We start from the raw sequence: 20085 nt of genomic DNA on the forward strand, positions 1-20085 counted from the left end.
GCTTTGCTTCATAGCGGACCGTGTCCCCGGCAGGACCCCGGACTTCCGCGGCTCTGCCTCGGTGCCCTCGAAAGCAAACGGGAAGGAACGTCGCCGAAGCGGGAGCCCGGCTCAGTAACTCGGGCGCGCTCCGCCGTCGGGCCCTTCGCCCTGACCAGAAGCCGGAATGAACTTCGCGGCGAGCGCTTCGGTCCCCCGAGCGAGCATCGCGACGTCGGCGCCGACCAGCACGAAGGACGCTCCGGCGTCGAGGTAGGCCCGTGCTGTTGCCTCGTTGAAGGCGTTGATGCCGGCGGGCTTGCCGGCGGCCTTCGCTGCGGCGAGGCAGTGTTCGACGGCGGCCCGCACCCCGGGATGCTCCTGTTCGCCGAGCAGCCCCATGGAGGCAGCTAGGTCTGAGGGGCCGATGAAGATCGCGTCGACGCCGTCGACCGCCAGAATGTTCTCGACCGCCGCAACGGCGGCCTCCGACTCGATCTGGACCGTCACGCTGACCGTTTCCGACGCCCGGGCGAGGTAGTCCGGGATCCGGTTCCAGCGCGAGGCCCGCGCCAGAGCGGATCCGACGCCGCGCACCCCGTGCGGTGGGTAGCGGACGGCGACGACGGCGGCCTCCGCCTCCGCGGCCGAATTGACCATGGGAATGAGCAGGTTCTGCACACCCAGGTCCAGGTATTGCTTGATCAGGACGGTGTCGTTCACCGGCGGCCGAACCACGGCCTGGACCGGGTAGCCACTGACGGCCTGGAGCTGGGCAAGGATGGATTCGAGCCCGTTGGGGCTGTGTTCGGCGTCGATCAGCAGCCAGTCCAGGCCCGAGCCGGCGCAGATCTCCGCGATCAGCGGGCTGCCTGAGCAGACCCACATCCCGGCCAAAGGCCGGCCCGCCGCAGCGAGGGCGTCGCTGAACGTTGGCTCTACTCGAATCGGCATGTCACAGCTCCCAGTGGTCCGTAGTCGGCGTGGACGGTGTCCCCTTTGTAGACCCAGAGCGGGCGGGTGAAGGAGCCGGCCAGGATGATCTCCCCGGCCTTCAGCCCGTCTCCGTGCGGGGCGATCTTGTTGGCCAGCCAGTGCACGCCGGCGGCCGGGTGGTCCAGGACGCCGGCCGCGACGCCGGTTTCCTCCACGGTCTGGTTCTTGTAGAGGATGGCCGAGACCCAGCGGAGGTCGACGGCGTCCGGCCGCACCGGGCGGCCGCCCAGCACCATGGCGCCCATGGCGGCGTTATCCGCGATGGTGTCCACGATGGTCCGGCCCTCCATCTCGATCCTCGAATCCAGGATTTCGAGGGCCGGGACCACGTAGTCGGTGGCGTTCAGGACATCGAAGAGGGAGCAGCCGGGCCCGGTGAGGTCGTTCTTCAGCACGAACGCCAGCTCCACCTCCACCCGCGGGTGCGTGTACCGCTCCCACTCCACGGAGCAGCCGGTTTCCAGCACCATGTCATCGAAAATGGCGCCGTAGTCCGGTTCGGTGATGCCCGTGGCCGCCTGCATGGCCTTGGACGTGAGCCCGATCTTGCGGCCCACCAGCGTCCGCCCGGTGTCCTCGTTCCGGCGCCGCCAGAGCTGCTGCACGGCGTAGGAATCCTCCACCGTCATCTCCGGGTAGCGGGCGGTCAGCCGCGGAACCGGAGTCCTGTTCCGGCTTGCCGCCACCAGCTCATCCGCGATGGCCTCGATCGTTGTCTCGTCCAGCATCGCTTTCCCTTCCGTGCCTGTTCGAGGCAGCTTAGACCTGCGCGCCCAGCTTGAAGCCTTCGACGCCCGTGCCCGGCGTGCCGCCGTCGTCCTTGCGGGTGTAGGAGAAACCGTCGGCGCCCACGGTGACGGCCATTTCGCTCTTGTCCTCGCGGATGATGACCGGCTGCGGGTTGCCGTCAAGGTCCAGCACCAGGGAGGCCTCGGTGTACCAGGACGGGACCACGGGGTTGCCCCACCAGTCGCGGCGCTGGTTGTCGTGGACGTCCCAGGTGACGGTGGGGTTGTCCGGGTCGCCGGTGTAGTAGTCCTGGGTGTAGATCTCCACGCGGTGCCCGTCCGGGTCCAGGATGTACAGGTAGAAGGCGTTGGACACGCCGTGCCGGCCGGGGCCGCGCTCGATGCGGTCGCTGATGCGCAGGGCGCCCATCTTGTCGCAGATCTGGATGATGTTGTGCTTCTCGTGCGTGGAGAAGGCGATGTGGTGCAGGCGGGGTCCGTTGCCGCCGGTCAGGGCGGTGTCGTGCACGGTCTGCTTGCGGTGCATCCACGCGGCGTACGTGACGCCGTCGGAGTCCTTGATGTCTTCCGAGACGCGGAAGCCGAGGTCCTCCAGGTACTTGCGGCCGCGCGGGACGTCCGGGGTGACCTGGTTGAAGTGGTCCAGGCGCACCAGTTCACCGGCAGAGTAGAGGTCATAGCGCTGGGTGAGGCGCTCCACGTGTTCCACTTCGTAGAAGAACTCGTAGGGGAAGCCCAGCGGGTCCTCCACGCGCACGGAGTCGCCCACACCCTTGGTGAAGCCTTCCTTGCGGCGCTCCACCCGGCAGCCCAGTTCCTTGTAGTACGCCTCGGCGGCGTCCACCTCGGCCGGGGACTTCACGCGGTAGGCGAAGGCGGCGGCCGCGGCCACCGGACCCTTGCGGAGCACGAGGTTGTGGTGGATGAACTCCTCGAAGGAGCGCAGGTAGATGGTGTTCTCGTCCTCTTCGGTGACGTGCAGGCCCAGCAGGTCCACGTAGAACGCGCGGGACTTGGCCAGGTCCGTGACCACGAGTTCCAGGTACGCGCAGCGGACGATGTCCGGGGCCGGGACGGAGGGCTTGGGGATGACGTTGCTCATGGTGGTCTCTCTTCGTTGAAAGGGGTCTGTTTGGGTGCCGTCCGCCCAACTGACTCGCAGTAGATGTCGTTTTGGAGCCTCAAAACGACCACAATTGCGAGCTAGTTGGGCCGGCCGGGCTCAGGCGCCGAACTTCGGCGTGTGGACCGAACCGAGCGTGATGTGCACGGCTTGCTGGTCGGTGTAGAAGTCGATGGAGCGGTAGCCGCCTTCGTGGCCCAGGCCCGAAGCCTTGACGCCGCCAAACGGGGTGCGCAGGTCGCGGACGTTGTGGCTGTTCAGCCACACCATGCCGGCCTCGACGTTCTGCGAGAAGTTGTGGGCCCGGGTGAGGTTCTGCGTCCAGATGTAGGCCGCCAGGCCGTACTTGGTGTTGTTCGCCAGGGCGAGGGCTTCGTCGTCGTTCTCGAACGGGGTGATTGCCACGACCGGACCGAAGATCTCTTCCTGGAAGATCCGCGCGTCAGGCGCGACGTCGGCAAACACCGTGGGTGCGATGTAATTGCCTTCGGGGAGGTGCCGGGGGCGGCCGCCGCCGGCCAGGAGCCGGCCTTCGGACTTGCCGATCTCCACGTAGGAAGCCACCTTTTCGTAGTGCTCGGGGTGGACCAGGGCGCCTACCTGGGTCTTGGGATCGTGCGGGTCGCCCACCACGATGTTCTTGGCGCGGGCCGCGTATTTTTCGCAGAACTCGTCGTAGATGGCGCGTTCTACCAGGATGCGGGAGCCGGCGGTGCAGCGTTCGCCGTTGAGGGAGAAGACGCCAAACAGTGCGGAGTCGATCGCGGCGTCCAGGTCGGCGTCGGCGAACACCACGCACGGGGACTTCCCGCCGAGCTCCATGGACAGGCCCTTGAGGTTGGCCGCCGCGTTGCGGAAGATCGTCTGGCCGGTTGTGGTTTCGCCGGTGAAGGAAATCAGCGGCACGTCCGGGTGCTTCACCAGGGCGTCGCCGGCTTCTTCGCCGAGGCCGTTGACCAGGTTGAACACGCCGTCCGGCAGGCCCGCGTCCTTGAAGATCTGCGCCCAGAGGGACGCCGAGAGCGGGGTGAATTCGGCCGGCTTGAGGACCACGGTGTTGCCGGTGGCCAGGGCCGGGGCGAGCTTCCAGGACTCGAGCATGAACGGGGTGTTCCACGGAGTGATCAGGCCGGCGACGCCGATCGGCTTGCGGTTCACGTAGTTGATCTGCGAGCCCGGGACCTTCATGGCGTCGTCGAACTGGGCCACGATCAGGTCCGCGAAGAAGCGGAAGTTCTCCGCCGCGCGCAGCGCCTGGCCCTTGGCCTGGGTGATCGGCAGGCCGGTGTCGAAGGTCTCGAGCTCGGCGAGCCGGGCTTCCTGGGCCTCGACGGCGTCGGCGATCCGGTTCAGCACACGGGCGCGTTCGCGCGGCTTCATCTTCGGCCACGGGCCGTTGACGAAGGCTTCGCGGGCGGCGGCGACGGCGAGGTCGATGTCTTCCTTCTGGCCCGCGGCGGCGGTGGCGTAGTTCTTGTTGGAGACCGGGTCCAGGACGTCGAAGGTCTTGCCGGACACGGAGTCAACGAACTTGCCGTTGATGTAGTGCTGGATGTGGGTGGGCAGTTCTTCGGGAACGTAGTGTGTGCTGGTTTCTACGGAGGTCGTCATCGTTGAAGTCCTGTCTAGTGGTTGGCTTGGGCGAGGTAGGCGTCCAGGGTGGCGGCGCGGTGCCGGCGGGCGGCTTTCTCGATGGTGTCGGCGTCGGCGTTGTTTTCGATCAGCCGGAGCAGCGCCTCGTGCTCTTCGACCGAATCCCGGGCGCGGCCGGGGACGAAGCGGAAGGTGGAGGACCGCAGCGAGGCGAGCCGGTTCCAGCCGCGGTGGACGAGGTCCAGGATGTGCGGATTGGGGCAGCGTTCAAACAGGACGCTGTGGAAGTCCTGGTTCAGCCGGGTGAAGCGGACGGGGTCGAAGTGCTCCAGGCAGTCGCGCATCTCCTCGTTGACCGCACGCGCCCGCGCAATCGATGCCGCATCGATCAACGGCGCGGACAACGCCGTGGCCGCCCCTTCGATGATGCTCAGGGTCTGCATCGTGTAGAGGTATTCGGTGGGGTCGATCCCTGAGACGGTGGCGCCGACGTTCCGTTCGAAGGTCACCAGGCCTTCGGCTTCGAGGCGGCGGATGGCTTCGCGGACCGGGACCACGCTGAAGCCCAGGTCCTCGGCGATCTTGGCCAGCACCAGGCGGTAGCCCGGCGAATAGGCGCCGTCCACAATGCGGGCCTTCACCGCTTCGTACGCCTGCTGGGACTTGCTGCCCGTCTTCTCGCCCGAGGCGAGGCTGCCCGTGACGGTCTCAGTCATTGTCCTGCACCCATTCCTCGTACTTGGCGCGCCATTCGGCATTCATCGGGAAAAGCCCGTCAACGCTGTGGCCCTGCTCGACCATCTGGAAGATGAACGCTTCCTCGCGTTCCTGGGCGATGCATTCGTCCACGAGTTCCGCGGCGATGGCCGGCGGAATCACCAGGATGCCGTCTGCGTCGGCCACGATGATGTCGCCCGGCTGCACCGTGGTGCCGCCGCAGGCGATGGTGATGTCCGTGTCCCAGGGGACGTGGCGGCGGCCGAGCACCGCAGGATGGCGGCTGGCGAAGTAGGTGGGGATCTCCAGTCCGGCCACGGCCGAGTAGTCCCGCACGCCGCCGTCGGTGATGATCGCTGCCGCGCCACGCACCTGGGCGCGCAGGGCAAGGATGTCGCCCACGGTGCCGGTGCCCTTTTCGCCGCGGGCCTCCATGACCAGGATGTCGCCTTCGTTGACGGATTCGACGGCGCGTTTCTGGGCGTTGAACCCGCCGCCGTGGGTCTTGAAGAGGTCCTCGCGGTTGGGCACGTAGCGCAGGGTGCGGGCCAGGCCGACGACGCGGCGGTCCGGGCGGGTGGCCTGCAGGCCGTCGATGCTGACGTTGTTCAGCCCGCGCTTGCGCAACTGGCTGGAGAGGGTGGCCGTGGCGACGGACTCGAGTTTCTTCTTCAGCTCCGGATCGAGCCCGGGCTTGGCACCTTCAGCACCAGCCGGCGACAGTCCGGCGGCTTCGCGCGAACCGTACGCCTCCTCCCGCTGGGTGTCATCGGACTTGGGCTGCGCACCATAGGCGGCGAACGGCGTCGCGCCTTCCACGACGGCGGTGGCCAGGCGGCCGCTGCTGAAGTCACGGCCGGTGACCTCAACCTCGACGACGTCCCCCGGCACCGCGACCGATGCGCCGGCGGGGGTGCCGGTGAGGATGATGTCGCCCGGCTCCAGGGTGAGGAGCTGCGAGAGGTCCGCGACGAGGCGCGCGAAGGGGAAGAGGAGGTCCCCGGTGGTGTCGTCCTGGACGAGTTCGCCGTTGTGCCAGGTGCGGATGCGCAGCGCGTCGGGGTCGACGGCGGCGGCCGGGATAAGTGCCGGACCCACCGGGGTGAAGCCGTCCCCGCCCTTGGAGCGGAGGTTGGAGCCCTTGTCCGCGTAGCGGAGGTCGTAGACGCCGAGGTCGTTGCTGGCCGTGACCCACTCGACATGGCCCCAGGCGTCCTCGGGGCTCACTCGGCGGGCATTCTTTCCAATGATGAGGGCGATTTCGCCTTCGTAGCCAAGGAGCTCGCAGCCTGCCGGGCGCTCGACGGTGCCGGGGTTGCTTGTGCTTCCGAGCGCCAGGGAGGACGCCGGCTTCAGGAAGTATGACGGCTGCTCCGGCGTGCGGCCACGCTGCGCGGCACGGCTGGGGTAGTTGATGTGGACGGCGATCACCTTGCGCGTCCGGGCCAACAGCTCCGGGTTGAGTTCCCGGGTTCCGGCTTCCATCGGCACGTTTTCCATCAGCGCGCGTCTCCTCGTCGTCGAGTGTCTATCAGGTACGAAATCGTATACGAAAACTATGCCTCGGGATGTGAGCTGCGTCAACCCCCTGGTCACGCCGGGGGACGCGCAGTGGCATTCTGCCGGGCCGGCCCCGGTTCCGTTGACGCACCGCGCGTTCCCCGGCATCGTTGACCGTGGCCGGCAAACAAACGGGGGAAGGTATCGCTTTGAGCCTGAGGGGTTTCAGCACGATCAGTTTTTGGGCCGACGACGTCGAGGCCGCCGCGGCCTGGTACCAGGACTTCGACATCCTCGCGGCCAAGCAGTCCTGAGATGGGCGCAACAGCGGAACCGTTCGCGTTCCAGGACGGTCCCGAGTGGGAAGGCTGGCTGGCGGCAAACCACTCGGCGCAAAGCGAAGCCTGGCTGCTCATCGGGAAGAAGAACTCCGGCGCACCGCTGCTCGGCATTGAAGATGCCCTGGACGGCGCCCTGTGCTTCGGGTGGATCGACGGCCAGCGCAAGGGCTTCGACGAGAAATCCTTCCTGCAGCGCTATTCGAAACGCAGCCGGCGGAGCTCCTGGTCGCGAGTGAACGTCGGCAAGGCAGAGGCACTGATTGCCTCGGGGCGCATGAAACCGGGCGGGCTCGCCGAAATCGAGGCAGCCAAGGCCGACGGTCGCTGGGACGCGGCCTACGAATCCCAGCGCTCCGCGGAAATCCCCGAGGACGTCACGAAGGCCATCGCGGCCAATCCGGCCGCCGTCGTCGCCTTCGAAGCAATGGGCCGAACCGCGCGCTACGCCCTGGTCCTCCCCCTGCTCAAGGCGCGCACCCCCGAGTCGCGCGCGAAGCTGCTGGCCGGCGTCGTTGGGAAGCTGGCGGGCGGGGCATGAATTGACAGACGCACCAGTCGGCCGCCCGCAGCTCGTGAAGGATGGCGGAACGCTGGAACTTACACGGGTTCCCGCCTGGGAGGTCAAATACCGGAGGCCTGGACGGACCCGCCGCCCTGGGCATATGCCCCGTCGACGACCAGCCCTGCCCGGACGACGAGACGTTGCTCCGCATTATGGACGAACGCACATCCTGGGCGCCACCAAAGCGCAAAAAGCCAAACGCTAAGCCAGCGCTTCGGCCACCTTGTCTGCGGTCAGTTGCAGTTGCCCTGCGAGGGCGGACAGATCGTCGGACTTAACCCGCTGCGTTGGCCCATTCACGGTCAGCGCGCCGAGCAGCTGCCCTGCGGAATCCCGGACGGGGCAGGCGATGACGAAGAGGCCTTCCTCGAGTTCGTCGTCGAGGATCGCGTATCCCTGTTCCCGCACGCGGCGCAGTTCCTCGAGGAGGGCGTCCCGCCTGGTGATGGTCTTGGGGGTGAAGGACTCAAGCCGCTTTGGCAGGGCGGCGACAACTTGCTCGTCGCTCAGCTCGGCGAGGACCACCTTGCCGGCCGCACTGGCGTGCATCGGGTAGGTCCTGCCCACCCACATGGCGCTGGCGTTCAGAAAGCGCGCCCCCGAGGCCTCGGCCACCACGTCATAGCTGGCCTCCCCCGTTACCATGACGAAGGTGATGGTCTCGTTGAACTTGGCAGCGCACTCGTTCAGGAGCGGCTGGATCTTTGAGACGACTCCCGCATATGGATCGGCGAGGCGGCCGAGTCGGGCCATCTGCCAGCCGAGCATGTAGCGGTTGTCCACGCGCGCCACGAAACCGCGCTGTTCAAGGCTCAGGAGCAGGCGGAAGGCCGTGGGCCGCGTCATCCCGACCGCCTGGGCAATTTCGGTGACAGTGATTCCTTGGCGGTGCCGGCCGAGTTCGCCGAGCAGGACCGTCGCCTTGACCACGGATTTGTTGGTCAGGTCAAGGGGTTCCGCGGAGGCCTGTTCCTCTTCGCCGACGGCTTTTTCAGATGCAGTTTCGTCCTGCGCAGTACTAGGTCCCGCTGCCATTAATGCTCCCGCTTTGGCCGGTCCGGGACCGGCTGCTCCGACTGTCGTTTGCCACACCAATCCTAGGCGCTACGGCAGCGGCGCGATCTAGGGACTGAACAGGGAGTTCAAAAGTCATGCGGGCAGCGGTAGCCGGCCTAGCTATCACCACGCCTACGATTCCGGCAACAACGGCCCGCCAATTCCTGGATACTCCCCCACGTTCCATGCCCTCAGGGTACCGGCAGCGTCAGCGCAGCACGGCTAGGCTGTGGCCCATGGGGGAACCGGTAGAACGCTTCGTCCGGCCGGCTCTGCCGGCCGCCGTTTTCCATGACGACGACGGCGGGCCCATCCATTACGGCGAGCGTTGGGGAGCGGACGGCGCACCGTCGGACGCTTGCAGCAGGGTGAGCAATCCGGAACGGTTCACGGGATTGCACCTGGTGGCCGACGCGTTGATCGACTACCTCGCCAAAACGTTCGACGCCGACGTCGACTCCGCGCAGGAGTACGCCGGGGACCTTCTGCGGCACGGCATCACACCGGTGCGCGCCGTCCGCATCACGCCGCGCGGACGCGATGCCGCGCCGCTGACCTTTGTCTTTACCGACTTTCCGGGCCTCGCCGTCCACGCCGGCGCCCAGCAAGATTTCATCTACCCGGCCTGTGGCTGCGATGCCTGCGATGAGACCGCCGAACGATGCGCAGACGAGTTGGAGCGTGTGGTCCGGGGCGTCACCTTGGGTGGGTTCCGCGAATGGGTGGACCCGGGCGGGAACGCAGGCATGCGGCTGGCCTTCGAGGACGGTTCCATGGGTGGCGGGAACACCGGCCCGGTTCCCGAAGATCGCCCCGAGAACGCCCGGGCACGCCTGGCGCAGCTGCCCGGCGGCTGGGCGCCCTGGCCGCTGCGGGCCAAGTAGCGGACCCGGATCAACGGCAACATTTTGCTGGATCACCTCCGTCGGCAGCCGGCTCCGGCCCCGAAAATCCGCGGGCGGTTGGGCGGGCACCCCGAGGTGATCCAGCAAAATGTACGCACAGCTCCGGCAGACCTCCCCGAAACCGCCGCGTCTTGTCAGCCACGTCACACCGCGGTACAGTCTTCAGCAAGATTCTAGTTCAAATAAAGAACTATGTGTTCTATATTAGAACAACCACAAAGAAGTGAGGACCTCCCGTGCAGTTCCACCACCACGGATACGTATCAGGCGACCCGCGGATCCAGCCGGCCGCTGGCGTCGGACTGAACCGCCCCGAAGAACTCCCCAACGAAGTCGACGTACTCATCGTGGGCACCGGCCCGGCGGGCATGCTTACCGCGGCCCAGCTCTCCCAGTTCCCGGACGTCACCACCCGGATCATCGAGCGCCGCCCCGGCCGGCTCGCGATCGGCCAGGCCGACGGCATCCAGGCCCGCAGCGTCGAGACCTTCCAGGCCTTCGGCTTCGCCGAGCGGATCAGCGCCGAGGCGTACCACATCACCGAAATGGCCTTCTGGAAGCCGAACCCCGCAGACCCCTCACGCATCCACCGGGCCGCCCGCGCCGTGGACGACCCCACCGGCATCAGCGAGTTCCCGCACCTGATCGTGAACCAGGCCCGCGTGCTGGACTACTTCGCCGAGTTCATGGCGAACTCGCCCAGCAGGATGAAGCCCGACTACGGCTACGAGTTCCGCAGCCTGAAAGTGGACGACGACGGCGAGTACCCGGTGAGCGTGACGCTCCTCCACACCTCCGGTCCCCTGGAAGGCCAGGAACGCACCGTCCGTGCCAAGTATGTGGTGGGTGCCGACGGCGCACGCAGCAAGGTCCGCGAATCGATCGGCTGCACCATGGCCGGGGACCAGGCCAACCACGCCTGGGGCGTGATGGACACCCTTGCCGTCACGGATTTCCCGGACATCCGCACCAAGTGCGCCATCCAGGCCGAGAGCGGCAGCATCCTGCTGATCCCCCGCGAGGGCGGCCACCTGTTCCGCATGTATGTGGACCTGGGCGAAGCAGGCGAGGACCACGCCGTCCGCCAGACCACCATCGAGCAGATCATCGCCAAGGCCAACGAGATCCTGCACCCCTACACGCTGGACGTGCGGAACGTCGCCTGGCACAGCGTCTACGAGGTGGGCCACCGCCTGACCGACCGCTTCGACGACGTCCTGCCGGAGGACCTCGGCACCCGCACCCCCCGCGTCTTCATCACCGGCGACGCCTGCCACACCCACAGCGCCAAGGCCGGCCAGGGCATGAACGTCTCCATGCAGGACGGCTTCAACATCGGCTGGAAACTGGGGCACGTCCTGGAAGGCCGCAGCCCGGAAAGCCTCCTGTCCACCTACTCGGCCGAACGCCAGGTGGTGGCGAAGAACCTCATCGACTTCGACAAGGAATGGTCCTCGATGATGGCCAAGAAACCGGAAGAATTCGAGGACCCGTCCGAGCTCGAGGAGTTCTACGTCCGCACCGCCGAGTTCCCGGCCGGCTTCATGACCCAGTACTCGCCGTCGCTGATTGTCGGCGAAGCCACGCACCAGGACCTCGCCACCGGCTTCACCATCGGCAAGCGCTTCAAGTCGGCTCCCGTGGCCCGCGTCTGCGACACCAACCCGATGCACCTCGGCCACCACGCCAAGGCGGACGGCCGTTGGCGGATCTACGTCTTCGCCGACGCCGCCGAGGCCGGGGCCCCGGGCCCCGTCGCGGACTTCGCCGAGTGGATCGCGACGGCGCCGGACTCGCCGCTGGCCGCCACGCCGTCGGACGCTGACCCTGACGCATGGTTCGACCTCAAGGTGATCTACCAGCAGCCGCACACCGGCGTGGACATCGGCGCGGTGCCGGCCGTGTTCAAGCCCAGCGTCGGTCCCTTCCGGCTCACCGACTACGAGAAGGTCTACGCCACCGACCCGCAGGCGGACATCTTCGAACTGCGCGGCCTGGACCGCGGGGGCGTTGTGGTGGTGGTCCGCCCGGACCAGTACGTGGCGAACGTGCTGCCCCTGACCGCGACGGCGGAGCTCGCCGCGTTCTTCGCCCCGCTCCTGTCTGCCAAGCGTCTCCCCGCGTAGGAGCCTTGCGCGACGTTCCTTCCCGCTTGCCTGTGACAGCGGGAAGGAGCATCGCCGGCAACCCTCACCGCCGCAGCCGCCTCCACACCGCGGGCGCCACCACCACCACGACACCGGCGGCAGCACCGATCACCGTCTCCACGATGCGGTCCCGCAGCAGGAGGCCGGGGTCGACCGCAGCGGCCAGGAGGGTGGAAATCAGGGCCAGCGGCGTCACGAAGACCTGGGCCAGAAGATACTGCCGGGCGATGAACATCTCGGCGCCGAACTGGCACAGGGCGATCACCAGGACCATTCCCCACGGCGCCGGGTTCAGCCACAGGATGCCCGCCATCAGGACGAGCCCGATCACCGTTCCGGCGATTCTCTGGATGCCGCGGCGGACCCGGTGCCTCGTTGAATGGCCCACCAGCGGGACCACGGCGGCCACCATGGCCCAGTAGCTGTGACCGAAACCGAGCCACTCGCCCACCACCGTTGCAAGGACCCCGGCAAGCCCGGCCGCCACCAGGTAGCCGCCGCCTTCCAGCCAGGCCGCGCGGCGTTCGGGCACCGTGCGCCTTATGGCCGGCGGGCGCTTCCACGGGGTCCGGTGGCTCGGAACCACCCTGGACGACATCCCGACAAGCAGGCAGAAGACCGTGGTTAGCACCGCGGCCAGCATCGTCTCCCCCAGCGGCGGCTGCACCGGAATGGACGCGATGGCCGCGAAACCGAAGATGTGGAACAGGGAGCCCGCGGGCCGGAGCCGCCAGAACGCGATGACCACCGAGCAGGCGCCGGCCACGATCGTTGTCGCGGCGACCAGGAGCCACGAATATCCGGCCGGCCCGAGCCCCCATTGCGGCGCGATCCGTGCGGTCAGGGTCGCGAGCAGGATCACCAGGAGCATGAGCCCGCCGGCGCGCAGCTGGCTGCGGAAACGAAGGTGGTGCGGTTCGTTCCTCCCGTAGATTCCCGTAAATGCGCCGAAGGAAGCGAAGGCGGCCAGGTCCAGGCGTCCGATCAATGTCAGCGTGATGAGCGGGACGAAGACACCTATGGCGCAGCGGGAGGGCAGGGTGGTGGTCCTTGTTTCCGGGGGCCATGGTGAACAGTTCCGCTACGGCCTTCACGCGGGCGGTCCGCCTTTCCTCGAAGGGTCAAAATTACGACGGCGGCGCTGGCGTCCGCCTCGAATTTTACGCCCGGAAAATTTGCTCAGGCAGAATGGAAGGCATGACCCTCACGACGTTCGCCCTCGTCCGCCACGGCCAAACCGACTGGAACGCGCAGCGCCGGCTGCAGGGATCCACCGATATTCCGCTGAACGACGTCGGCCGCGGCCAGGCGCGTGACGCCGTCGCCGTCCTGTCCCCTTACGAGTGGGACGCCGTGGTGTCCTCGCCGCTGGGCCGTGCCGCGGAAACCGCGGACCTCATCGCTGCGGGGCTCGGGCTGAGCGTGGAACGCCGCCTGCCGGGCCTGATCGAGCGCGGCTACGGCAAGGCCGAAGGCCTGCAGGCCGGCCCGGAACTGGACGCCCTGCGCATCTCCGGCGGCTTTGAAGGCGCCGAAAGCGAAGAGTCGACGGCGGCCCGGGGCCTGGCTGCCTTGGAAGAACTGGCGGATGAGTTCCGCGGCCGGCGCGTCCTGGTGGTGTCGCACGGCACGCTGATCCGGCTGACCTTGGACCGGGCCACCGGGCGGTCCCTGCCCAGCGTCGAGAACGCCGCCCTGAACCTGGTGCACCACCACCCGGTGGACGGCTGGGAACTGGAGTTCTTCAACGGCGAGCCGCTGCTGGCCGGCGTCGAAGCCTAGCAACCCTTAGTGCCCGGGGCCCTGGTGCCCCATCCCGGAGGCCAGCCGCGTAATGGCGTCTTCCGGCGTCGGGACTGGCCCGAAGAGTTCGGCTTGGCGGCTGGTATCGGCGACGTATCTGCCGGTGTCGAACCAGGCCCCCATGGCCGCCATGTCCGCCATCATCGGGGCGAATTTGGCTGTGACCTTTCCCGCGACGCGCAGCGCGGAGGTGGGCATGGACATGACCTTGATGTCTTTGTCCGTGTGGGCCGAGGCGAGCTTTGCGGCCTACAGCATGCTGAGCGGGCGGCTCCAGCCAATGTCGACGCGCTCCCCGACGGCGATGTCCGCGTCCACGGCATCGGCCAGGTATCCGGCGAGGTCGCTGGTCAGGACGAAGCTCAGCGGCGCGTCCTTGGAGCCGAGCCAGATGATGCGGCCCTTCTTGAAGGGGTCGCCGCCCACCCGGGCGACCATGTCGAAGAAGGCCCCCGGCCGCAGGGCAACGAAAGGGACGCCGAGTTCCTCGAGCTTGTCTTCGGCGAGCTTCTTGTTCCAGAAATGGGGAACCTGGGGCGTCTGGTCGCAGGTGAGGATACTGATCAGCACGAAGCGCGGAACGCCGGCAAGGTTGGCGGCAACGGCGAGGTTGGCGTAGCCGAAGGTGTCGATCGCCTCGGCGTTCCGGTCGTTCCGGGTGTAGCCGGCCGCCGTCGAGATGACAGCAGCGACGCCGGTCATCGCCGTGACGAGGGAACCGGCGTCGAGCATGTCCCCGCGGGCGATCTCCACGCCTTTGGACTCAAGCTTTCCCGCGTCCGATTTCGGACGGACCAAGGCCCGGACCCGCTTGCCGCGGCTAAGGAGTTGGTCCACCACCTGGCCGCCGAGGTATCCGGTTGCTCCAACGACGAGGACGGGTTGTTCTTCAGCCATGGCTTCTCCTGGGAGTTGTTCCTGATCCCAGTCGTAGCACGGACGGCAGTATGTCGATAGGGGCCGGGGCTGTAGGGCTGTAGGGCTGTAGGGCTGTGGGGATAGGGACCCGGGCGGACAGGGCCCGCTTTACCACCCTTACCGCAGCACCGAGCTGAGCAGCAGGCTCGTTTCGCTGTTCACCACGCCGTCGATCGAGCGGATGCGGCCCAGGACGGCGTCGAAGGCGGGCAGGTCTTCGACACGCAATTCGGCCACGAGGTCCCACCCGCCGTTGGTGGTGTGCAGCGCGCTGATCTCGGGGAAGCCGCGGAGCTGCCGGATCACCTTGTCCGTGGAGCGGCCCTCCACCGCGATGAGCGCGACGGCGCGGATGGTCAGCGGATCGAGCTCGTCGCGCACCCGCACCGAGAAGCCCACCACGGCTCCCGAGGACACGAGCCGCTCAAGCCGGCTGTTCACGGTGGCCCGGGCGACGCCAAGCTTCCGGGCCAGCACGGCCACCGGCGCACGGCCGTCCTCACGCAGTGCCGAAATCAGCCGCCGGTCCAGGTCATCAAGCTCCGCCATGAACACAATGTATGTCTGAGCTCAGCATTTCGCCTAGATTCTGTTCAAAAAGTCGGCAATTCTGTCATTGAGCATGCAAACCGCCCCTCCGTACTGTGGCTCAAAGCAAATGAGATGCCTACAGAAATGAGGACGCCATGGCGCGTTTTGTCGACGTTCAGAACATGGTCCGCTGGGTGGCCGACCGCGGACCGGCACAGGTCATCGCCGGAATGATCGAATACATCGAGGACGATTTCCGGCGTTGGGAGCAGTTCGACAAATGCCCCCGCGTGGCCAGCCACACCCCGTTCGGGGTCATCGAACTGATGCCTACCAGCGACCACGAAAGCTACGGCTTCAAGTACGTCAACGGCCACCCCTCCAACCCTTCCCGCGGCTTCCAAACGGTCACGGCCTTCGGCATGCTGGCCGACGTCCACAACGGCTACCCCACCTTCCTGGCCGAGATGACGATCCTCACCGCCCTCCGCACGGCAGCGACCTCCGCCATGGTGGCCCGCCGCCTGGCACGTCCCGATTCCCGCGTGATGGCCATGGTCGGCACCGGCAGCCAGTCGGAATTCCAGGCCCTGGCGTTCCGAGGCGCTCTGGGAATCCGCGAGCTGCGGGTCTGGGACACCGATCCCGCAGCCGTCGCGAAGTTCCTCAGGAACGTCGCGCCGCTGGGCTTCGAGGTCACCGTCGCCACTTCCGCCGCGGACGCCGTGGCAGGAGCCGACATCATCACCACCTGCACGGCCGACAAGACCCAGGCCACCATCCTCACCGCGGATCTGATCGGCGAAGGGGTGCATCTGAACGCGATCGGCGGCGACTGCCCCGGCAAAACCGAGCTGGACCCGGCCATCCTGAGCCGCGGGGAGGTGTTTGTCGAGTTCACCCCGCAGACACGGATCGAAGGCGAAATCCAGCAACTGCCGTCCGACTTCCCCGTGACCGAGTTCTGGGAAGTCCTCGCCGGGGCGAAGCCCGGCCGCACCTCGCCGGAGCAGATAACGGTGTTCGACTCGGTGGGCTTCGCCATCGAGGACTTCTCGGCGCTGCGCTACGTCCGGGACGCCGTCGGCGGCACGGCCTTCTTCGAGGAGATTGACCTCGTGGCCAACCCGGAGGACCCCAAGGATCTGTTCGGTCTGGTCGGCGCACTGGCGCCGGTGGGCTAGGGGTCCGCCCGCCCTAACGAAAGCGGCGCACGACGGCGGCCTCCCGCCGTCGTGCGCGAAGGCACCTGCCGTCGTCTGGACCGCCTGCATGCCCTTTGATGTGCCCCTTTAATGTCAGTGGCTCCTGGCAGAGTTGGTGTATGGAAGGGATCGCGCACTTCGTGGCTCCGCGGACGGTGGCGTCGGTAGCCGTGCTGCCTTTGGGCGCCCGTCCGGCGGGCCGAGCGGCCCGGGGTGCGGAAGATGCGCTCGAACAGGCACACCGGACGCTGTCCTGGCTCCGTGTGGACGCCGCCGCCGAAGCACGCTTGTTCGGATTCGCGGAAGCCGCGGATTTCGCAGGCAGGGTCGAGGAACTCTCGCGAACGTTGGAGTACTTGCAGCTCGTCGCGGCCCAGGCCGTGGAACGGACCCGGCACGGGGCCCGGCAGGAGAACCCGTCGTCGACGCCCGGCTGGCGTACCGGGTGGACCGAAGCGGAAGCTGGTTCCAATCCTTCGATACCCGCGGGCCGTTCCGCGGCCGGGTTCATGGAGGATGGGTACCGGAACGCCGCGGAGTTCCTACGAGCCAGGCTTCGGATCAGCATCAGCGAAGCCCGGCGCAGGCTGGCCCTCGCCCCGGACATATTGTCCAGTGCGGGCCTGGCCGGCCAGGACATTCCACCGCGGCGCGAGGTACTCGCAGCGGCTGTGAGTTCCGCGCAGGTGCCGTCTCGGTCCGCGACTGTTGTCAGTGCCGCGTTGGATAGCGTGCGCCACCTCATCAAAGAGGACGCAGTCGCTCGGCTGGAACAGGAACTGACCGCCGTGGCCGCTGAGTCCGACCCCGACTTCCTGGTGAAAACGGCCAAACGCTGGACCGATGCGATCGACCAGGACGGCGCAGAACCCAGCGAGGAAGCATTACGCCAACTCCAGGGCGCCTTCATCCGCAAGCCCCGGTACGGGCTGCGCCACCTGGAAATCTTCGCCACCGCCGAACAGTTCGAAACGCTCACCACGGTAATGAACGTTGCCTGCAACCCCCGGCTGCAGGACACTGCGGCCGGGGATGCGGAACCGGATCGCCGCTCCCGCGCACAGAAACTACTGGACGGCTTGGTCGGCGCCTGCGGAGTCGCCCTCACCACCGGCGAACTGCCGGCAAACGGCGGCCTCCGGCCCCAGGTCATGGTGACCATCAGCTACCGCGACCTCCTTCAACAGCTCAAGCACGCGGCCACCACGGCGAGCACCACCGCGAGCTCCCAAGAGAACCCACCTATCAGCAGTGGTTCGTCAACGTTCCAAGGCCCGATCCATCCCAACATCATCCGCAAGATCGCCTGCGATGCTGACATCATCCCCGTCCTTTTCGGCAGCGGTTCCCGCGTCCTGGATATCGGCCGCACCACTCGGATTTTCCCGCCCCACGTCCGCAAAGCCATCACCGCAAGGGACCAAGGCTGCGCTTTCCCGGACTGCACCATGCCGGCGCCCTGGTGCGAGGCCCACCACATCAACTACTGGTCGCACGGCGGCGCCACCAGCACGGAGAATGGCACCTTGCTCTGCAGCCACCACCATCACGTGATCCACAAAGAACAGTGGAAAATCACCGTTAGGGCCGGGGTCCCGTGGTTCGTCCCGCCACCGCACGTGGACCCCCGCCAAACACCCCGCCGAAACCACCATCACGCCCCTCTTAGGACGTGAAATGCCGCGGGTCTTTCCTAGGCGCCGTGCCCGCCAAACGAAGCAACGCCCGACGACGGTTGGGCAGCACCCCTTCCTTGACCTCGAAGCCGTTTCAGTTGACCCGTTTTCGGAACTCGGCCCAGGTACGTTCGTCATCCCGGTGGTCGGCCACGCCTTCGCGGGGATCGCACTGGAAGGGAGGAGCAACCCTACCGCCCCGGCCACCCCGTGTACGCCTCCGCCAGGTACGCCTGTCCGTGCCGGGAGGACACCACGGAGCGGAGTTCGCCCAACTGCCGGGCCCGGCTGAAATCGTCGGCGCCGGGGACGGTGTGCAGCATGGAGGTCATCCAGTAGGAGAAATGCTGGGCCTTCCAGACACGGTCCAGGGCGCGGTCGCTGTAGGAATCGAGCAGCGTGGTGGACCCGGAACCGTAGAAGGACTCGAAACCCTGGAACAACAGCCGGACGTCGTTGATGGCCAGGTTCAGTCCCTTGGCGCCGGTGGGCGGGACGGTGTGCGCGGCATCGCCGGCCAGGAAGAGCCTGCCGTGGCGCATGGGCGCGTGCACGAAGCTGCGGAACGGCAGCACCATCTTCTCCAGCACGGGCCCTTCTTTGAGCTCGAAGCCGTTGCCGTTGACGCGTTTGCGGAATTCGGCCCAGATCCTGTCGTCGTCCCAGTCCGCCGCGTTCTCCGTGGGGTCGCACTGGAAGTACATGCGCTGGACGGTCTCGGTGCGCTGGCTGATGAGGGCGAAGCCGTGCTCGGAGTTGGCGTAGATCAGTTCCTCGGCGCTACGCGGGGCCTGGGCGAGGATGCCGAACCAGGCGAAGGGGTACTCGTGGAAGTACTGCGTCCGCGCGGCCTCGGGGACCTGGCGCCGGCAATGGCTGCGCGAACCGTCCGCGCCCACCAGGAAATCGGCCTCGACCTCGAACTCCTGCCCGTCGGCGTCGGTGAACCAGAGCTTCGGCCTGCCCTCCAGCTCGTGGACGCTGGTGTCAGTGACGCTGTAGCGGACGTCGCCGCCGTCGGCCTCCCTGCGCGCGGCAAGGTCCATGAACACGTCCGTCTGCGGGTACAGCCAGACTGACTCCCCCACGAGTTCCTTGAAGTCGATGCGGTGGCTTTCGCCGTTGAAGCGCAGCTCGATGCCGTCGTGCCTGTCGCCTTCGCGCAGCACCCGGTCCGAGACGCCCGAGTCCACCAGCAGATTGACCGTGCCGTGCTCCAGGATCCCGGCCCGCACGGTCTCCTGGATGGCCTGCCGGCTGCGGATTTCCACCACCACGGACTCGATGCCCTGCTGCGCCAGCAGGTGGGAGAGCATGAGCCCGGCCGGCCCTGCGCCCATAATGGCGACCTGGGTGCTGATGCGTGTTCGTGCCACGGTATTCCTCGCTTCGTTGCGGTCTGCGGCGGCGTGCCGCCCGGCTTGGGAACAGTGTGGACCGAAGCAGGTGAGCGGCGTTAGCTGGATTCCGTTGAACGGAAACTGTTCGAGTCGGCGAGCTGACGCCCGATCCCGCGCGCCGCCGTCTGGAGCGCCGGAACCAGCGCCTGCAGCCGGACCTCCGCCAACGGAACCACGACGCCGAGCGCCGCCACCGCGCGCTTCCCGCCGTCTAGCACCGGGACCGCGATGCCCCAGGTGTCCGGGTCCACCACGCCGGCCAGTTCGGCGTACCCCTGCCGGTGGGTTTCGGCGAGCATTTGGCGTACGACGCCGGCCGTCACCTTCCCTGCCGGATCGTGGAACTGCGTGAGGTACTCCGCCTGGACCGCGCGGGGCTGGTAGGACATCAGGGCCAGGCCCGCGGAGGAAATGTGCACGGGCATGCGCCCGGCGACCCGCGCCCGGTTCGCCACCGACCCCCGGCGGGACAGCCGTTCGACGAACAGGACCTCCCAACCCTCCAGCACGGCCAGGTTCACGTTCTGCTTGAGCACCTGTTGGATGTCCTCCATGAAGGGCATCGCCGCCTGCCTCAGGGCCAGTGCGGGCGAATTGCGGTTCACCAGTTCCCAGAAGCGCAGGCCCAGCCGGACATGTCCAGCCGCACCGAGTTCCAACAGGCCGTGCCCCGCGAGCTGGCGCACCAGGCGGTGGGCGGTTGAGAGCGGAAGCCCCGAGCGTTCGGCCAGCTCGGACAGCTGGAGCGCGTCCGCCCCCTCGGGGAAGGCCTCGATGACCCGGACCACGCGGTCCACCACCGAGTCCCCGGATGCCGAGTTGGCCATGCCGCGCTCCTTTGCAGCGGCCGCATCCAGGGCGGCCGGTTTCCATTCAATGGTAGG

Annotated in this window: 18 protein-coding genes and 1 pseudogene; 6 read left to right on the top strand and 13 right to left on the bottom strand. The window is 67.3% G+C overall.

Features of this window, described 5'->3' with window-relative positions; all coding sequences use genetic code 11:
* Positions 1-111: 111 nt before the first annotated feature.
* From ACZ9CK_RS17520 to ACZ9CK_RS17545, 6 genes are all read right to left on the bottom strand, one after another.
* Positions 112-933, bottom strand: coding sequence for an aldolase/citrate lyase family protein (locus tag ACZ9CK_RS17520; protein WP_476050615.1), 822 nt, complete (start codon positions 931-933; stop codon positions 112-114).
* Positions 918-1703 (bottom strand): 2-oxo-hept-4-ene-1,7-dioate hydratase, encoded by a 786-nt coding sequence (gene hpaH, locus ACZ9CK_RS17525; RefSeq protein ID WP_476050616.1) that lies wholly within the window; start codon positions 1701-1703, stop codon positions 918-920. Before hpaH ends, ACZ9CK_RS17520 begins: the two co-directional genes overlap by 16 nt.
* Before the next feature lie 31 nt (positions 1704-1734).
* Positions 1735-2826, bottom strand: coding sequence for a 3,4-dihydroxyphenylacetate 2,3-dioxygenase (gene hpaD / locus ACZ9CK_RS17530; RefSeq protein WP_476050617.1), 1092 nt, complete (start codon positions 2824-2826; stop codon positions 1735-1737).
* A 120-nt stretch (positions 2827-2946) separates the two neighbouring features.
* A complete protein-coding gene (hpaE, locus tag ACZ9CK_RS17535; RefSeq protein ID WP_426300786.1) occupies positions 2947-4458 on the bottom strand; it encodes a 5-carboxymethyl-2-hydroxymuconate semialdehyde dehydrogenase in 1512 nt (503 codons plus the stop codon).
* Between the two features lie 14 nt (positions 4459-4472).
* Positions 4473-5156 carry a GntR family transcriptional regulator gene (locus tag ACZ9CK_RS17540; RefSeq protein ID WP_426300788.1) on the bottom strand — a complete coding sequence of 228 codons (684 nt, stop codon included), beginning with the start codon at positions 5154-5156 and terminating at the stop codon, positions 4473-4475.
* Entirely contained in the window at positions 5149-6657 is a 1509-nt protein-coding gene (locus tag ACZ9CK_RS17545; RefSeq protein ID WP_476050618.1) for a fumarylacetoacetate hydrolase family protein, read from the bottom strand. The genes ACZ9CK_RS17540 and ACZ9CK_RS17545 overlap by 8 nt, the downstream gene beginning before the upstream one ends.
* A gap of 315 nt (positions 6658-6972) precedes the next feature.
* Here ACZ9CK_RS17545 and ACZ9CK_RS17550 point away from each other — a divergent pair, with 315 nt between their 5' ends.
* Positions 6973-7536, top strand: coding sequence for a YdeI/OmpD-associated family protein (locus ACZ9CK_RS17550; RefSeq protein WP_476050619.1), 564 nt, complete (start codon positions 6973-6975; stop codon positions 7534-7536).
* Between the two features lie 225 nt (positions 7537-7761).
* Here ACZ9CK_RS17550 and ACZ9CK_RS17555 read toward each other — a convergent pair whose 3' ends face one another.
* Positions 7762-8595 carry an IclR family transcriptional regulator gene (locus tag ACZ9CK_RS17555; protein ID WP_476050620.1) on the bottom strand — a complete coding sequence of 278 codons (834 nt, stop codon included), beginning with the start codon at positions 8593-8595 and terminating at the stop codon, positions 7762-7764.
* Positions 8596-8852: 257 nt separating this feature from the next.
* Here ACZ9CK_RS17555 and ACZ9CK_RS17560 point away from each other — a divergent pair, with 257 nt between their 5' ends.
* A complete protein-coding gene (locus tag ACZ9CK_RS17560) occupies positions 8853-9500 on the top strand; it encodes a DUF6226 family protein (RefSeq protein WP_476050621.1) in 648 nt (215 codons plus the stop codon).
* Positions 9501-9757: 257 nt separating this feature from the next.
* Positions 9758-11647: an FAD-binding monooxygenase gene (locus ACZ9CK_RS17565; RefSeq protein ID WP_476050622.1), complete on the top strand. Its 1890-nt coding sequence runs from the start codon at positions 9758-9760 to the stop codon at positions 11645-11647.
* Between the two features lie 64 nt (positions 11648-11711).
* On the opposite strand, the pseudogene ACZ9CK_RS17570 reads toward ACZ9CK_RS17565, so the two are convergent.
* Positions 11712-12762 (bottom strand): annotated as a pseudogene (locus ACZ9CK_RS17570) (FUSC family protein).
* 94 nt (positions 12763-12856) lie between these two features.
* On the opposite strand from ACZ9CK_RS17570, the gene ACZ9CK_RS17575 reads away from it, so the two are divergent.
* A complete protein-coding gene (locus tag ACZ9CK_RS17575) occupies positions 12857-13450 on the top strand; it encodes a histidine phosphatase family protein (protein WP_476050623.1) in 594 nt (197 codons plus the stop codon).
* Positions 13451-13456: 6 nt separating this feature from the next.
* Here ACZ9CK_RS17575 and ACZ9CK_RS17580 read toward each other — a convergent pair whose 3' ends face one another.
* The 3 genes from ACZ9CK_RS17580 to ACZ9CK_RS17590 form a co-directional block, all read right to left on the bottom strand.
* Positions 13457-13669, bottom strand: coding sequence for a hypothetical protein (locus ACZ9CK_RS17580; protein WP_476050624.1), 213 nt, complete (start codon positions 13667-13669; stop codon positions 13457-13459).
* Positions 13670-13720: 51 nt separating this feature from the next.
* Positions 13721-14368, bottom strand: a complete 648-nt coding sequence (locus tag ACZ9CK_RS17585; RefSeq protein WP_476050625.1) for an SDR family oxidoreductase — start codon at positions 14366-14368, stop codon at positions 13721-13723.
* A 138-nt stretch (positions 14369-14506) separates the two neighbouring features.
* Positions 14507-14938, bottom strand: a complete 432-nt coding sequence (locus ACZ9CK_RS17590; RefSeq protein WP_476050626.1) for an Lrp/AsnC family transcriptional regulator — start codon at positions 14936-14938, stop codon at positions 14507-14509.
* 137 nt (positions 14939-15075) lie between these two features.
* Here ACZ9CK_RS17590 and ACZ9CK_RS17595 point away from each other — a divergent pair, with 137 nt between their 5' ends.
* Both ACZ9CK_RS17595 and ACZ9CK_RS17600 read left to right on the top strand, forming a co-directional pair.
* Positions 15076-16104: an ornithine cyclodeaminase gene (locus ACZ9CK_RS17595; protein WP_476050627.1), complete on the top strand. Its 1029-nt coding sequence runs from the start codon at positions 15076-15078 to the stop codon at positions 16102-16104.
* Between the two features lie 140 nt (positions 16105-16244).
* Positions 16245-17801, top strand: coding sequence for an HNH endonuclease signature motif containing protein (locus ACZ9CK_RS17600; protein ID WP_476050628.1), 1557 nt, complete (start codon positions 16245-16247; stop codon positions 17799-17801).
* Positions 17802-17992: 191 nt separating this feature from the next.
* Here the strand turns inward: ACZ9CK_RS17600 and ACZ9CK_RS17605 are convergent, their stop codons facing one another.
* Together ACZ9CK_RS17605 and ACZ9CK_RS17610 are read right to left on the bottom strand one after the other, a co-directional pair.
* Positions 17993-19177, bottom strand: coding sequence for a 4-hydroxybenzoate 3-monooxygenase (locus ACZ9CK_RS17605; protein ID WP_476050629.1), 1185 nt, complete (start codon positions 19175-19177; stop codon positions 17993-17995).
* 80 nt (positions 19178-19257) lie between these two features.
* The gene (locus tag ACZ9CK_RS17610) at positions 19258-20028 is read right to left on the bottom strand and encodes an IclR family transcriptional regulator (RefSeq protein ID WP_476050630.1); all 771 of its coding nucleotides are present in this window, start codon (positions 20026-20028) and stop codon (positions 19258-19260) included.
* Positions 20029-20085 lie beyond the last annotated feature (57 nt).

This window comes from Arthrobacter sp. TE26545 (genome assembly GCF_056279005.1).

What these genes read in the sequence shown, in the direction of transcription:
- ACZ9CK_RS17595 (WP_476050627.1), top strand. Translation starts at nt 15,076, where the DNA reads ATGGCGCGTTTTGTCGACGTTCAGAACATGGTCCGCTGGGTGGCCGAC.
- ACZ9CK_RS17555 (WP_476050620.1), bottom strand. Translation starts at nt 8,595, where the DNA reads ATGGCAGCGGGACCTAGTACTGCGCAGGACGAAACTGCATCTGAAAAA.
- ACZ9CK_RS17600 (WP_476050628.1), top strand. Translation starts at nt 16,245, where the DNA reads ATGGAAGGGATCGCGCACTTCGTGGCTCCGCGGACGGTGGCGTCGGTA.
- ACZ9CK_RS17545 (WP_476050618.1), bottom strand. Translation starts at nt 6,657, where the DNA reads ATGGAAAACGTGCCGATGGAAGCCGGAACCCGGGAACTCAACCCGGAG.
- ACZ9CK_RS17585 (WP_476050625.1), bottom strand. Translation starts at nt 14,368, where the DNA reads ATGGCTGAAGAACAACCCGTCCTCGTCGTTGGAGCAACCGGATACCTC.
- ACZ9CK_RS17560 (WP_476050621.1), top strand. Translation starts at nt 8,853, where the DNA reads ATGGGGGAACCGGTAGAACGCTTCGTCCGGCCGGCTCTGCCGGCCGCC.
- ACZ9CK_RS17610 (WP_476050630.1), bottom strand. Translation starts at nt 20,028, where the DNA reads ATGGCCAACTCGGCATCCGGGGACTCGGTGGTGGACCGCGTGGTCCGG.
- ACZ9CK_RS17580 (WP_476050624.1), bottom strand. Translation starts at nt 13,669, where the DNA reads ATGCCCACCTCCGCGCTGCGCGTCGCGGGAAAGGTCACAGCCAAATTC.
- ACZ9CK_RS17540 (WP_426300788.1), bottom strand. Translation starts at nt 5,156, where the DNA reads ATGACTGAGACCGTCACGGGCAGCCTCGCCTCGGGCGAGAAGACGGGC.
- ACZ9CK_RS17575 (WP_476050623.1), top strand. Translation starts at nt 12,857, where the DNA reads ATGGAAGGCATGACCCTCACGACGTTCGCCCTCGTCCGCCACGGCCAA.
- hpaH (WP_476050616.1), bottom strand. Translation starts at nt 1,703, where the DNA reads ATGCTGGACGAGACAACGATCGAGGCCATCGCGGATGAGCTGGTGGCG.
- hpaE (WP_426300786.1), bottom strand. Translation starts at nt 4,458, where the DNA reads ATGACGACCTCCGTAGAAACCAGCACACACTACGTTCCCGAAGAACTG.
- ACZ9CK_RS17590 (WP_476050626.1), bottom strand. Translation starts at nt 14,938, where the DNA reads ATGGCGGAGCTTGATGACCTGGACCGGCGGCTGATTTCGGCACTGCGT.
- ACZ9CK_RS17550 (WP_476050619.1), top strand. Translation starts at nt 6,973, where the DNA reads ATGGGCGCAACAGCGGAACCGTTCGCGTTCCAGGACGGTCCCGAGTGG.
- hpaD (WP_476050617.1), bottom strand. Translation starts at nt 2,826, where the DNA reads ATGAGCAACGTCATCCCCAAGCCCTCCGTCCCGGCCCCGGACATCGTC.
- ACZ9CK_RS17520 (WP_476050615.1), bottom strand. Translation starts at nt 933, where the DNA reads ATGCCGATTCGAGTAGAGCCAACGTTCAGCGACGCCCTCGCTGCGGCG.